This window comes from Georhizobium profundi (assembly GCF_003952725.1).
Classification (GTDB): domain Bacteria; phylum Pseudomonadota; class Alphaproteobacteria; order Rhizobiales; family Rhizobiaceae; genus Georhizobium; species Georhizobium profundi.
Map to the genome: position 1 here is coordinate 232,172 of NZ_CP032509.1, position 13,165 is coordinate 245,336.

A 13,165-nucleotide genomic window follows, 5' to 3' on the forward strand; every position below is an offset into this window, starting at 1 on the left:
TATGGTGGAGTCTGAAGACTATGGGGGGCGGAATCGCCCGCACATTTCGATCAATGCTTTCGCGGAAACGGCGGCTTACACCTACCCGTCCCGCAAGCAGGAGCGGAAGCCGCTCCGGGCCAACTATGCAGCCCATGCAGCAGCGTTGCTCGATCAACTCGACGCAGCCTTGGGTGAGCTGCCGGTAACCGATGCCGATGCGCGGCTGCCCGTCCAGGGTCTGAAGCCAGGCACGATCGTCGAAGTGACGACCCTTCCGCCGGCCGAAGGTTCGCGCGTCAAGGCGGTCAAAGTGCCGGCGACGCTGGAGTTCCCGACTCAGGATGTCGTCGTGCTCCGCTCGGAGCGAAACGACGATCGCACAGAAAGCGCGCTGCTCTTCGTGCCCGACGATACGCGCGCCTTTCTGCGCGGGAGGATCGAAGACTATGGGCGTGATCCCGGCAACCAGCGGCGCCCGGACCTGGAGAAATTCGAGTCCGTCGAAACCGTGCGCGCCACCGAGAGCCTTTCACTCTTCACCGGCGACGTCGATCTTGCTGCGCCCGACATCGTATGGTGGGAGCTTTGGGTTCGCCAGCCTGCGGCGATCTCCGATCGCCTCGCCGAACTGGCGCGCGGCGCGAATTTCGATGTCCATTCCGACCGGCTCATCTTCCCCGATACGACGGTCCTGTTCGTCCATGCAGCAGCCGGCGCGCTGTCTGCCTTCGCAGCGAAGGTGCCGGGCGCGCTCACCGAAATCAGGAAGGCGACAGGTTCGATCGAGCCGTTCCTTGATCGCGGCGATAACGGAATGGGCCAGCACGACTGGGTGGCCGAGCTTGCCGATCGCGTGATCCCGCCCGCAGGCGACGCACCGGCCGTATGCGCGCTCGATACCGGCGTTAGCGCCGCCCATCCGCTGATCGAGCCCGGACTGGCCGGCGCATGGGCCTACGACGTGGCCTGGGGAACGGACGACCATCATCCTGACGGCGGGCACGGCACGCCGCTCGCTGGTCTCGTCCTCTATGGCGATCTGGAGCCGCTCATGAACGGCAGCCAGCCGGTCACGCTCACCCATGCCGCGGAGTCGATGAAGCTGCTCCCTCCGCACGGTTTTCCGCCTACGAAACCGCCGAGCTACGGTGTCGTGACGCAAGGCGCCGTCGCGCTTGTCGAGATCGAGCGCCCCGGCATTCCCCGCAGCTTTTGCCTCGCCGCCACCGCAACCGATTTTCCGCCGGGCCGCCCCTCCACATGGAGCGGCGCGCTCGATCAGGTCGCCGCCGGATCAATGCCTGGTGATGCTGCCGACGACGTGCCGGCATCGGAGCGCCCGAAGCGTCTTGTCCTTGCAGCAACCGGCAATGTGTCGGGAGGAATGATGGTCAACGTCGTGCCCTCCCTGCCGCTCGAAGATCCAGCGCAAAGCTGGAATGCCCTGACGATTGGCGGCTTCACGCGCAAGGAGCAGGCTCCCGCGCCGCCGCCGGTCCTTGATCCCGTCGTTCCGGCCAACCATCGCAGCCCCTTCAGCCGCGGCTCGCAGTCGCTTCCCGACGACCTCACGCCGATCAAGCCGGAGGTGCTGTTCGAGGCCGGCAACATGCTTTCCGACGCCACCGGCTTCTGCGCCTGGGGACCGTCCGTCTCGCTGCTTGCGCCCGGATCGGACGTAGCCGCGGAGCCGCTGGTGCCGTTCTGGGCGACCAGCGCGGCGGTGGGGGTAGCCGGATACTTCATGGGTAGCCTGCACGCGGCGCTGCCTGGCCACTGGCCGGAAACGTACCGCGCGCTGGCAGTCGACTCCGCGCAATGGCCGCAACCGATCCGAAGGCGGTTCATCGGTCGCGGGGCGCACTGGAAGAGTGGGGCAAAGGCCGAGAAGCAGCAGCTCTTGCGCGAGTTCGGCTACGGCGTTCCCGACCTCGGGCGTGCGATCCTCTCCGCACGCAATGACGTTACCCTCGTCGCTGAAGCAGAAATCCAGCCTTTTGCGATCGGCACCGATGGCCGCAGCGGCGTCTTCAATGAAATGCACTTCTACGATCTACCCTGGCCGAAAGCGGCCCTGGAGAAGATCGAGAACGAGATCGTCGTCATGAAGGTGACGCTCTCCTACTTCATCGAGCCCAACATCACCGGCAAGGCCGCGACGCGGCCGGACACCTACCGATCGTTCGGGCTCCGCTTCGACATGAAAAAGCGCACCGAGACGAATGCCCGCTTCAGAAGCCGCATCTCCGCCAGCCAGGAAAAGGATGGCTCGGAAACTGAAGCAGAAGCGAGCTACTGGCTGCTCGGACCCAAGGCCATCCAGGCCGGCTCGCTCCATTGCGATCTCTGGCGCGGCCGTGCGATCGAGCTTGCCGGCCATGACGCCATCGCGGTCTATCCGGTCGGCGGCTGGTGGAAGTCGCACACAGGCCAGAAGCGGATAACGGACAAGGCGCGCTATTCGCTGGTCATCTCGATCTCTGCCGCGGGGCAGGCCGTCGACCTCTATTCGGAGATTGCGGCTCTCGTGGAGGTGAAGGAAATCGAAATCTCCATTGGCTGAGCCTCAAATAGTATCGAGACGGCGACCGAATTTTCAGCTACGTGGACAAGAGTCAGGTTCCGGTGCCGGGACACTTTCAGCTTTGCCCCGATCATATAACCTCAGTCATGTCACAGAGTTTTTCAGACCGCTACGGCTACAAGCCATCCGAACCCGACATCACCATCCGGGAAGACGCGCCGGATGACCTGCGATATGCCGTCGCGCAGATCGCCTTCAACGCAGGCTTGGCACCGAGTCAGATCAGGGATGTAGTTTGCAGCGTCCTCTTTGTCGCCCCTGACCGCAACAACTGGTCCGAATACCCGAACATCTGGGATGAGGTTCGATGGCAACTTGAGGACTGCGAATGGTTCAAGGTCTATGACATCGCCGAGCGGCTGCACCGCACCCTCCACTACCAGCAGGCCGACCAGTTTCGCGACGAGCTGAACGGGCTTTTCCGCGAGAAGGGCATCGGCTGGGAACTGAAAGATCACGAAGGCATCGTCTATCGTGGGAGTGCTCCATTTGCGGCCGCAACCGCCGACGCGGTTGAGGCCCTAACGGCAACCGGACGCCTGAGTGCGGCCTCCGAAATTCGTGAGGCATTGCGGGATATTTCCCGGCGGCCGACGCCGGACAGAACCGGCGCTATCCAGCATTCCATCGCAGCACTGGAATGCGTTGCACGCGACGTTGCGAAGCAACCCGGACTGACCCTTGGACGACTTCTACCGCGCCTCGGCCTTCCTCGACCGCTCGACGAGGCCGTCGAAAAGCTTTGGGGCTTCGCCTCAGAAAGGGCCAGGCATATCCAGGAGGGACAGCAGCTCGGGGACGATGAGGCGGAACTGGTCGTCAGCGTCGCCTGCGCGGTGTCGATCTTCCTTATCCATAGGAAATGACAACATCAGGCCGAGAGTCGGAGAGCAACATGCACGCGAAACTCAACGAACTCGCCTCTGAACTCTTCCGCACCTTCGCCCGCTTCGAATACGCACTTAAAGCCGCAGGCTTTCATAGGGGCGAGGGAGCGGCAGAGCCGAACTGGCGTTCGTTCGCGGAGTCCATCCCCGATCTGTTTGACAACATCAGCGAAGCGACGCTGAACGAGGCCGTCAGCTACATCCTCCAGCACCCACCGAAAAAGCAAGTCATCTCGGGAGGTGTTCTTGACTGGGCAGATGGAGTTCCTCAAACGGACCTCCAGTCTGACCGCATTCTGATCTATGTGCGGCGCGTCAGGAACAACCTCTTTCATGGGGGGAAGTTCAACGGCCACTGGTTCGCGCCTGAACGCAGCGAGGCACTCTTGAAACATTCCCTCGTCATTCTTCGTGCCTGTCTAGGGGCATCGCCAGACGTTCGACAGGCTTACGACAACTGAATGCTCGGGGCGCTTGCCCGGCGTGATCGACTGTCGCTATCCCCTTCAGGTTTCACTTTTTGGCCGATCCGCACCCGCAGCAATGCGTTGATCGTTCGAGTTTATTTTGCGAATTGCGTGAGAAATGGCCGATCTTGAACGCTAAGTTTCATCGCGGATCGCGGTGGTGGAGGACAGTGGCGCAACGCGCCACTCTGCTCCCCGGTCGGTGGCTCTCAGGCAGCCGCCTTCAACTCCTCGTCCGGCAAGACCGGCAAGGTGGCTACCTTCGCTTGGTGGAGCCAGCCCAGGTCCGGTCCCTCGTCCTTACCCTTCGCGCTGTCGATGATTACCTTCGAGATCCGCTCCTGCTGCTTGCGCAGATGGTCGCGCAGCAGGCTGTCGCGCGTGATGTAACCCGCGTTCACACCGGGCAGCGAATGGTTCATCAGAAGATGGATGTCCAGTTCCGACACCCCGGCCGCCTGCGCCAGCGTGCGGTAGCTCTGGCGAAGGTCGTTGCCCCACTTCGACAGCACGTCCCGCTCTTCCTTGTGCTCAATCAAATGCCCGCTGTCGCTGTCGGCCGGGAACAGCCAGAACTCGGCCTGGTCGGGATAAAGGATGCGGCCGGTGCGCATCGCCCGCAGGATGCAGCGGATCATCGGCCGCGATAGCGGAATGTCGAACGCCTTCTTCACCCCGCCCTTCGGCTTCGGGATGTGCAGCAGCCGGCTGCGGAAGTCGATGTGCTCGATCCGCACGTTCTTCAGCGCAGTCGGCCGCGAGCCGGTCAGAAGCGTCATCAGGTGGAACTCGCGGCGGATCGGATTCGTCAGCGCCGTCAGCTCCGCGAACCAGGACGCCATGTCGCCGGTGCCCATGCCGGTGTCGCGCCGCTGCTCGGTATTCCAGTCGATCGCCGTCACCGGATTGACCGGCGGCAGGTCGGGATTGGTCTTCCGTGCGTGGTTGTAGACCGCCCGTAGGCTTCGCATCGCGCCATTGGCGATGTAGGGACCGTTCTCCTCGCTGATCTTGTCGTGCCGCTCGGCAACCAGCTTCGGCTGCCGGCCGAGCTTAGCGAGCGGCTTGTCCAGCCAATCCTCGAACAGCCGCTCCATGTGGTCGCGATAGTTCTCGATCGTGCGCGCATCCCGTCCCTTGCGGACCATGTGGCCGTCCCGATACCGCTCCCACGCCTTGCGCAGCGTGACGGCGCCGGGCTTGATCTTCTGCTCTTCACCTGGCCGCTCGCCCCGCGCGATGGAGCCGATCTCGACCTTCGCTTTGCTGCGAGCCTCGCGCGTCGTCACGTCCCCGCACTCGCCGAGCTTCACCTGCGCGGCGAACTCCCGGACGCCATCGCGCCAGAACTCCCCCTGCGCCATAAAGGTCTTCTTCTTCTTTCCGACGAGCACGAAGAAGCCGGGAAGCTCGGTGTCGCGGACCTTGTATTGCTTGTCGGTAGCATAGGGCAGGCGCGCGATCGCCTTGTCGGTGAGAAGCTGCCGGTTATCGGCCATTTCGGGCATCCCAATTTTTAGTCTGGGTTTAGTCTGGGGAAGTGTCCGGCGAGAGTCATCGCGGTCAAACTACGCTAAAGCACGACCATCTACTAAAAATAGTAGCAAAATCAGTATCTTGTGTCAAGACGAAAAGTATGGTGACGTAGGCGCTCGGGCATTCCAATATGGCTGATTACATACTACGAATCTGGGGGTCAGAGGTTCGAATCCTTTCGGGCGCGCCATTTTGAAATTCTTCGATTGCTACGCATGTAGTCCGGTGTCTTATGCCGGAGGGCGCTCACCGGCATCCATCGGCGATACCGCCTTCCCAGCATCCGGACACTCAAGGGCTGATGCATGCCACCCCTGACGGCTTTCGTGCACAGTCGGCTTGCGGGAACCGCGCGCATCGAGACCGTGTTCTGGCGCGACATGATGCTGACGGGCACGAGCTTGACGCTGGCGACATTCGTCGCGGCCATGCTTTTGCTGGCGCAGGATTTTCCGACTGCGCTGGTGCTCGTGATCTACTTCATGACCATGCCCTACAACATCTTCATCACGATCGCCGTTTGGCGAGGCGCTGCGCAGGCCGGTGCAGCAGGCCAGATGTTCTATCGAGCGAGCGCCGCGCTCTGGCTCGTCGTCACGACGCTGCTGTGATTCGATTTCGGCCTTCCGGTCAGTGACCTGGCCGAGGGTCCGCCTCTTCCATCAGCAGTCTTTCCAATTCCAGCGTCGCGCGGGTGCGGTGGCGGTCGCTGTGGCGGATGACGAAGAACTGGCGTTCGGCGCCTTCGAGCGGCAGCATCGCCACGAGGCCCGCGGCGGATGCGGCCATGGCTGCACGCTTCGACAAGACAGTGGCGCTGCGCCCCGCCATGATCGCCGCCAGGACCGCTTCGTTGGATGGCAGATCCAACGTCACGGTGAGATCGTCGAGCGCACCACCCTTGTCGTCGAGCCAGTCCTCGAATTCGGCGCGCGTTCCCGAACCTTGTTCGCGAAGGATCCAGTCGCTCTCCTTCAGCCGGGCCAGGGGCAGATTTTGCGCGGTTGCAAAGGGATGACCCGGCGCAACGACGACGACGAGCTGATCGGTCGCAACCACTTTGGTGGTTAGATGCGGCCGCGCGACGGACGATTCGACGACGCCGAGGTCCGCCTTGCCTTCCATCACGGCGAGCGCTGCCTGCGTCGTGTTGGCGACAGTCAGCTCGATCGCCACGCCCGGGTGCCGCTCGTGAAAACGCACCAGCCGCTCCGGCAGCCAATAGCTCGCAACCGTCTGGCTGGAATGGATGCGAACGCGGCCTGTCGTGGTGTCGGCGACGTCGGCCAGCATCAGCGCGGCAGTCTCCGCCGCCGCCAGCACCGCCTCGGCCTGCGGCACCAGAAGGCGGCCCGTTTCCGTCAGCTCGATGCGGCGCCCGACACGATCGAAGAGCCGCACATCGTGGCGCGTTTCGAGCGCGGAGATGGCCGCCGAGACGGCAGATTGCGTCAGGTGAAGCGTCTGGGCTGCACGGGTCACGTGCTGATGGGTCGCCACCGCCAGGAATATGCGCAGCTGTTCGAGTGTCATGTGCTTCTCCCCCAGAACACAATAACAAGAAAAATCGATCGAACATACAAATACTATTTGATGGATCGATCGAATGCTGCGGGAGGATAAGGGGTGGTCGCAACTCTCGGACCAGCCCAGTCAATGTCGCCTGCACCTACGCCCACCGCTGCCGTCGCCACGCATCGCAAGAGAAGCTCGGCTCGACGCGGCGGATTGGTCGCGACAAAGCGCATCCTGCCGGGGCTGGCATTGAGTTTCGCCATTGCGGCGCTCGCCTACGGGGTCGTGGCCGCTTCCGGTCTGTCGTTTCTCAGCCCGCTGATCGTGGCGATCGTGCTTGGCATGGTGGGTCGCCTCATCATTAGGCCACCCATCGCGGCCGAGCCGGGGCTGCAATTCGCGCTTCGGACGGTGCTGCGCTTCGCGATCGTCCTGCTCGGCCTGCAGCTGACCATTGCGCAAGTCATTTCGGTCGGCGGGCGCGGCGTTCTCATCATCTTGGCCACGGTGATCGCCTGCTTTTTCTTCACCCGCCTGGCCGGGCGCCTGCTCGGTGTCGACCGGAAGCTGGCCGAGCTGATTGCCGCCGGCACGTCCATCTGTGGCGCCTCCGCCATTCTCGCCACGAACACCGTGACGCGCGGCAGCGACGAGGACGTCGCTTACGCGGTTGCCTGCGTCACGCTCTTCGGATCGCTGTCGATGATCCTGTTTCCGATGATCGCTGCGATGAGCGGGATGGGAAGCGACGATTACGGGCTTTGGACCGGAGCGGCGATCCATGAGGTGGCGCAGGTTCTTGCCGCGGCGTTCCAGGGCGGCGAGCAGGCGCTGGAAAGCGGCACGATCGCCAAGCTCAGCCGCGTGATGCTTCTCGCGCCGCTTGTGCTGTCGCTCGGCTATTGGGCCGCCTGGCGCGGGCGTGCGAGGCGGGATTTGAGTAGCGCGGAAGCGGCCGGGCCGGCACGGGTGCCGATGCCCTGGTTCGTGCTGGGCTTTCTGGCGATGGTGGCGCTGAACAGCGCAATTGCGCTGCCTGAGTCCGTCAGCACCGCCGCTTCAGCAGCAACGTCGATCCTTCTCGCCGCAGCGATGGCAGCGATGGGGCTGATGACTGACATCGGGAAACTGAAAGCCAAGGGGCTCCGCCCGCTTGCGCTGGGCGCAGTCTCCTGGGTCTTCATTTCCGTGACGGCGTTCGTACTGATTGCCGTCTGAAGTTGAGGTCTATCCTCAAGCGGGGGTAGTTTCGCCGGGTTTGAAGACGAGCGCGACGCCATTCAAGCAGTGCCGCTTGCCGGTCGGCTGCGGACCATCGTCGAAGATGTGGCCGAAATGCCCGCCGCAGCGGCGGCAGTGGCATTCGGTGCGGGTCATGAACAGCGAATTGTCGGCCTTGGTGCCGATGGCATCCGGCAGCGCGTCCCAGAAGCTCGGCCAGCCGGTTCCGCTGTCGTATTTCGTCGTTGAGGAATAAACGGGAAGATCGCAGCCGGCGCAGTGGAAGAGGCCAGCGCGCTTTTCGTCGTTCAGCGGGCTGGTGAATGGCCGCTCGGTCGCCTCCTCGCGCAGCACGGAGTACTGCTCGGCATTCAATAATGCGCGCCATTCATCCTCGGTCCGCGTGAACTCGAAGGTGCCTTCAGGGGCGGCATGGGCTTCCATGCGCCGCGTGATCGAGAAGCCGATGCCGGAGGCAATCGCCAGTGCGGCTCCGGAAAGCAAAAAATTGCGTCGCGTGATCATGATCACTCCTCTGCGGCCACGATTTCAGCCGCTGTGTTGAACTGAATATAGAGAATGGACCGCCAAATGGCGAATTACGCCTCTTCAACTGCGCGTGACGAGATCCGTGATCCTCGGGGGCGAAGGTCCCCTCCGCCATGCGTTGGAGTGCGTTGGGTGCTCACATGACGGAGGGTGCAGGCCGCGCCGCATCCGGACAGCATGGCAGCGGCGGACCTGATGGGGTTCGCGCTTGGATGTACGGGTGCGGTTTTCAGAAAGTTTCAGCCGCGTGCAGCAAATTTGTTCGGCCACCGCAGCTACCGGCATATTGCCCTGATCAGGGGCGCCGGACTTCACCGCTCGCGATCACCGGGCCGGTCGGCTGGCCCGTCGGCGAACCGCCCTGCGGCTCTAGGCTGACGGCCAGCACGGCGCCTTCGGAAAGCCGCGCGCGCATCGGCGCCTCGATCACCATGACGCCTTCTCCATCCCGCCCGACAACGCCGAGCGAGACGGGCGCGGCATCGGCCGTCTCGATCAGCCACAGTTCCATCACGCGCGCATCGTCGGCGCTCAGCGAGGCAGCCATCAACTGCATGCGCCCAGAACCGCCGTCATAATGGGCGACGAGATCGACCGGCGCGTCGCCAACCGCGGACAGCTCGGCAATCAAAGCGTTTGGGGCCTGTGCCGACCAGCTTCCCTGCCAAAGCAGTGCGCCGAGCGCGAGCACCGCGACCAGGGACGCCGCAGCCAGTCCCTGCCACAGTCCGACGGATTGCCAGAGAGATGCAAAGCGTCTCGGCCGTGCAGTTGGAACGCCGAAGATCCGGCCTTCGATGCGGGCGAACAGTTCGCGCGGCGGGGCAGACGCGGGAAGAGCGTCATCGATGGCGGAGAAATCCGCCTGCCAGCGGGCAACGCGTTCCGCAAACTCCGGATCGCGCGCGATGCGTGCCTGGAGCTCCCTGCGAAGTGCCAGATCCTGAACGCCGAGCGCGTATTCGCCGGCGAGCGTCTCGTCGTCGCCGTCCAACCTATCCGTGTCGTCGTCACCGGCCGCGTTCATCGTTCCAGGCATTCTCTCAGCTTGATGAGTGACCTGCGTAGCCAGGTTCGCATCGTGTTCAGCGGCACGCCATAATGGCGCGCCAGTTCTTCGTAACTCAAGCCCTCCACATAGGCCTTGAGCACCGCCTGGGCCCTGTCCTCCGGCAGCTCCTGCAGGCAATCTTCGATCCGCCGTCCCTCGCTGGCGGCCAGAGCCGCCTCTTCGGGATTGCGGGACGGATCGGCAACGGCGACCGCATCATCGATGTCGCGTGCAACCGGCTTTCGCGCCCTGATGACGTCGATCGCGTGGTTGCGGGCAATCGCCGACAACCACGTCATCCCTCCGGCGCGGCCGATCGCGAAACGGTCGGCCCGCTGCCAGATTTTCACGTAGACTTCCTGCAGTGCCTCTTCGGCCTCGGCCCGATCGATCAGAATACGCAGGCACACGGCAAAAAGTTTCGGACTGGTTTTGCGATAGAGCTCGGCAAAGGCTGACCGGTCGCGAAGAGCGACGCGAGCGATCAACGCTTCGATGTCCTGCGTCATTGCCTGGCCAGTTCCGTTTCCCGCACTTCTCTGATCTAGCGCAGATGCGGGTCATTAACACCCACATCGTGGCGCAAAGGCAGCGCAGCCCTTTGTGGCCAAGCACATTGCGGCAGAGGGGCAATCCGTCTAAAAGCCGGCAAACCTTAAGGGCACCCGAGAGCACGGCGACATGGCAGACAGCGAAAACAACAGCCAGATCAAAGCGGAACTGCTGTCGCAGGCACTGCCCTACATGCAGCGCTACGAGAACCGCACGATCGTCGTCAAATATGGCGGACATGCCATGGGCGACGCGGCGCTGGGCCAGGCTTTCGCCCGCGACATCGCGCTCTTGAAGCAGTCCGGCGTCAACCCGATAGTCGTTCATGGCGGTGGGCCGCAGATCGGCGCCATGCTGACGAAGATGGGCATCGAATCAAAGTTCGAAGGTGGCCTGCGCGTCACCGACCAGAAGACGGTCGAGATCGTCGAGATGGTGCTGGCCGGTTCGATCAATAAGGAAATCGTCGCCCTGATCAATGCCGAGGGCGAATGGGCCATCGGCCTGTGCGGCAAGGACGGGAACATGGTCTTCGCCGAGAAGGCCAAGAAGACCATCATCGATCCGGACAGCAACATCGAGCGGGTTCTCGATCTCGGATTCGTCGGCGAGGTGGTCGAGGTCGACCGCACGCTTCTCGACCTTCTGGCGAAATCGGAAATGATTCCCGTCATCGCGCCCGTCGCACCGGGCCGCGACGGTCATACCTACAACATCAATGCCGATACCTTTGCCGGTGCGGTCGCTGGCTCGCTCAATGCAACGCGCCTGCTGTTCCTCACCGACGTTCCGGGCGTGCTCGACAAGTCGGGCGAGCTGATCAAGGAACTGTCAGTCGCCGAAGCCCATGCGCTGATCGCCGACGGAACGATCTCGGGCGGCATGATCCCGAAGGTCGAAACCTGCATTCAGGCCATCGAGGCGGGCGTCGAAGGCGTCGTCATCCTGAACGGCAAGGTCGCCCATTCGGTGCTGCTCGAACTCTACACCGAACATGGCGCCGGCACGCTGATCGTGCGCTAATTCCAGCTTTCTGCTGAGATCAGTTGCGGCCCGGCAGCACCCTGTCGGGCGGCCGATGGCCGTCGACGAAGGCGCGGATGTTGATGATGACCTTCTCGCCCATGTCGATGCGACCCTCGACGGTCGCCGACCCCATGTGGGGTAGCAGCACGACGCGGCCGCTTTCCGCCAGCTTGATGAGCTTCGGATCGACGGCCGGTTCGTGCTCGAACACGTCAAGCCCTGCGCCTGCAATCGCGCCATCCTTCAGCGCCTGGATCAGGGCCGCCTCGTCGATGATCCCTCCTCGAGCCGTGTTGACGATGTAGGCGCCGGGCTTCATCAGCGCGATGCGTCGCGCCGACAGGAGGTGAAACGTCGCCGGCGTCGACGGGCAATTGACGGATACGATGTCGACGCGCGCCAGCATCTGGTCGAGGCTGTCCCAATAGGTTGCCTCGAGCTGGTCCTCGGTCTGCTGGCTGACGCGCCGGCGGTTGTGATAGTGGATCGACAGGCCGAACGCCTTTGCCCGGCGTGCGACCGCGGTTCCGATGCGGCCCATCCCGACAATGCCGAGCCGCTTGCCCCAGATGCGGTGGCCGAGCATCCAGGTGGGCGACCAGCCCTGCCAGGATCCATCGTCGGTCGTCAGGATCTGCGCACCTTCGGTCAGGCGACGGGGCACGGCAAGAATCAGCGCCATGGTCATGTCGGCCGTGTCTTCGGAGAGCACGTTCGGCGTGTTCGTGACGGTGATGCCGCGCCTTGCCGCAGCGTCGATATCGATATTGTCGACGCCATTGCCGAAATTGGCGATCAGTTTCAGATTCTCTCCGGCCTGCTCGATGATCGCCGCATCGATGCGGTCGGTCACCGTCGGCACCAGCACGTCGCTCTCGCGCATGGCGGCGACGAGTTCGGGCTGGGCAAGCGGGCGGTCCTCGATGTTGAGATGCGCATCGAACAATTCGCGCATGCGCGTTTCGACCGGATCCGGCAATTTGCGCGTAATGAAGACCTTAGGCCGCTTTCGGATCGCCATCTTGTATCAGGCCCCTTCTTGTTGAGAGCGCGTTAACCAAACTCAGCGACACTTTCTCCCTGGAACCTCGCTTCTACCAGACAGCCCGGCGATGACAAACAAAAGTCGGCGCCGTCTCGTGTCCGCCGCCCGCGGCGTCGGAGCACACCGGGAGCATGAGGCTCGATCGGCACCCTTGGGAGTTGAAAATCTTGCGTAAGTCGATGATTGCAAAACTTCTGCCCACGCTCGTGCTCACGCTGGCGATGACAGCAGGGGCGACGCTTGCGCAGGCTCAATCGGCCAACCGTGGAGCGAGCGGCTTGCCGCTGCCGCGGTTCGTCAGCCTCAAGGCCGCGAAGGTCAACATGCGCGTAGGCCCGGGGATCGATTACGCCATCTCGTGGCGCTACACCCGCTCCGGCATGCCCATGGAAGTCATCCAGGAGTACGACAACTGGCGCAAGGTCCGCGACGCGGAAGGCGCCGAGGGCTGGATCAACCAGGCGCTGCTTTCGGGCGAGCGCACCGCGATCGCCGCACCGTGGATGCGCAATCGCGGCGAGGACGTCTATGTCGAGATGTATGGTGATCGCGAAGCGCGTGGACGCCTCGTCGCCAAGCTCGCGCCCGGCGTCGTTCTGCGCGTCAATGGCTGCGATGGGAACTGGTGCGAAAGCACGGTCGATGGCGCATCGGGCTGGGTCTCGCAGCAGGAAATCTGGGGCGCCTATCCGGGCGAAGCCTTCCGCTGAAACGAAAAAGGATCGGCGCTTCGCGACGATCCTTGCAACC

13 protein-coding genes are annotated in these 13,165 nt (G+C 63.3%); 7 read left to right on the forward strand and 6 right to left on the reverse strand.

All coding sequences use genetic code 11. From position 1 onward, the window contains the following. Position 1: 1 nt before the first annotated feature. From D5400_RS01135 to D5400_RS01145, 3 genes are read left to right on the forward strand one after another with little or no spacing between them, the layout of a single operon-like run. Positions 2 to 2,545 (forward strand): S8 family peptidase, encoded by a 2,544-nt coding sequence (locus D5400_RS01135; protein ID WP_126006848.1) that lies wholly within the window; start codon positions 2 to 4, stop codon positions 2,543 to 2,545. A gap of 41 nt (positions 2,546 to 2,586) precedes the next feature. Beyond that, entirely contained in the window at positions 2,587 to 3,432 is an 846-nt protein-coding gene (locus D5400_RS01140) for an AbiJ-NTD4 domain-containing protein (protein ID WP_205665503.1), read from the forward strand. 29 nt (positions 3,433 to 3,461) lie between these two features. Beyond that, positions 3,462 to 3,914: a hypothetical protein gene (locus tag D5400_RS01145; RefSeq protein WP_126006850.1), complete on the forward strand. Its 453-nt coding sequence runs from the start codon at positions 3,462 to 3,464 to the stop codon at positions 3,912 to 3,914. 215 nt (positions 3,915 to 4,129) lie between these two features. Here the strand turns inward: D5400_RS01145 and D5400_RS01150 are convergent, their stop codons facing one another. Next, positions 4,130 to 5,419 (reverse strand): integrase arm-type DNA-binding domain-containing protein, encoded by a 1,290-nt coding sequence (locus D5400_RS01150; RefSeq protein ID WP_126006852.1) that lies wholly within the window; start codon positions 5,417 to 5,419, stop codon positions 4,130 to 4,132. A gap of 342 nt (positions 5,420 to 5,761) precedes the next feature. Between D5400_RS01150 and D5400_RS01160 the strand changes: the two genes are divergently transcribed. Next, positions 5,762 to 6,067 carry a hypothetical protein gene (locus D5400_RS01160; protein ID WP_126006854.1) on the forward strand — a complete coding sequence of 102 codons (306 nt, stop codon included), beginning with the start codon at positions 5,762 to 5,764 and terminating at the stop codon, positions 6,065 to 6,067. A gap of 19 nt (positions 6,068 to 6,086) precedes the next feature. Here the strand turns inward: D5400_RS01160 and D5400_RS01165 are convergent, their stop codons facing one another. Next, positions 6,087 to 6,989, reverse strand: coding sequence for a LysR family transcriptional regulator (locus D5400_RS01165; protein ID WP_126006856.1), 903 nt, complete (start codon positions 6,987 to 6,989; stop codon positions 6,087 to 6,089). A gap of 123 nt (positions 6,990 to 7,112) precedes the next feature. On the opposite strand from D5400_RS01165, the gene D5400_RS01170 reads away from it, so the two are divergent. Next, the gene (locus D5400_RS01170) at positions 7,113 to 8,189 is read left to right on the forward strand and encodes a YeiH family protein (protein WP_126006858.1); all 1,077 of its coding nucleotides are present in this window, start codon (positions 7,113 to 7,115) and stop codon (positions 8,187 to 8,189) included. Between the two features lie 15 nt (positions 8,190 to 8,204). On the opposite strand, the gene msrB is transcribed toward D5400_RS01170, so the two are convergent. The 3 genes from msrB to D5400_RS01185 all read right to left on the reverse strand — a co-directional run bounded on the left by msrB (position 8,205) and on the right by D5400_RS01185 (position 10,301). Then, on the reverse strand, positions 8,205 to 8,717 hold the full coding sequence (msrB, locus tag D5400_RS01175) for a peptide-methionine (R)-S-oxide reductase MsrB (protein WP_126006860.1): 513 nt from the start codon (positions 8,715 to 8,717) through the stop codon (positions 8,205 to 8,207). A gap of 319 nt (positions 8,718 to 9,036) precedes the next feature. Beyond that, positions 9,037 to 9,768, reverse strand: a complete 732-nt coding sequence (locus D5400_RS01180) for an anti-sigma factor (RefSeq protein WP_164527752.1) — start codon at positions 9,766 to 9,768, stop codon at positions 9,037 to 9,039. Beyond that, positions 9,765 to 10,301, reverse strand: coding sequence for a sigma-70 family RNA polymerase sigma factor (locus D5400_RS01185; RefSeq protein ID WP_126006865.1), 537 nt, complete (start codon positions 10,299 to 10,301; stop codon positions 9,765 to 9,767). The genes D5400_RS01180 and D5400_RS01185 overlap by 4 nt, the downstream gene beginning before the upstream one ends. 172 nt (positions 10,302 to 10,473) lie before the next feature. Between D5400_RS01185 and argB the strand changes: the two genes are divergently transcribed. Next, the gene (gene argB / locus D5400_RS01190; protein ID WP_126006867.1) at positions 10,474 to 11,367 is read left to right on the forward strand and encodes an acetylglutamate kinase; all 894 of its coding nucleotides are present in this window, start codon (positions 10,474 to 10,476) and stop codon (positions 11,365 to 11,367) included. Positions 11,368 to 11,386: 19 nt separating this feature from the next. On the opposite strand, the gene D5400_RS01195 is transcribed toward argB, so the two are convergent. Further along, positions 11,387 to 12,391 (reverse strand): 2-hydroxyacid dehydrogenase, encoded by a 1,005-nt coding sequence (locus tag D5400_RS01195; protein WP_126006869.1) that lies wholly within the window; start codon positions 12,389 to 12,391, stop codon positions 11,387 to 11,389. 203 nt (positions 12,392 to 12,594) lie between these two features. On the opposite strand from D5400_RS01195, the gene D5400_RS01200 reads away from it, so the two are divergent. Beyond that, the gene (locus tag D5400_RS01200) at positions 12,595 to 13,125 is read left to right on the forward strand and encodes an SH3 domain-containing protein (protein WP_126012563.1); all 531 of its coding nucleotides are present in this window, start codon (positions 12,595 to 12,597) and stop codon (positions 13,123 to 13,125) included. The last annotated feature ends 40 nt before the right edge of the window (positions 13,126 to 13,165 follow it).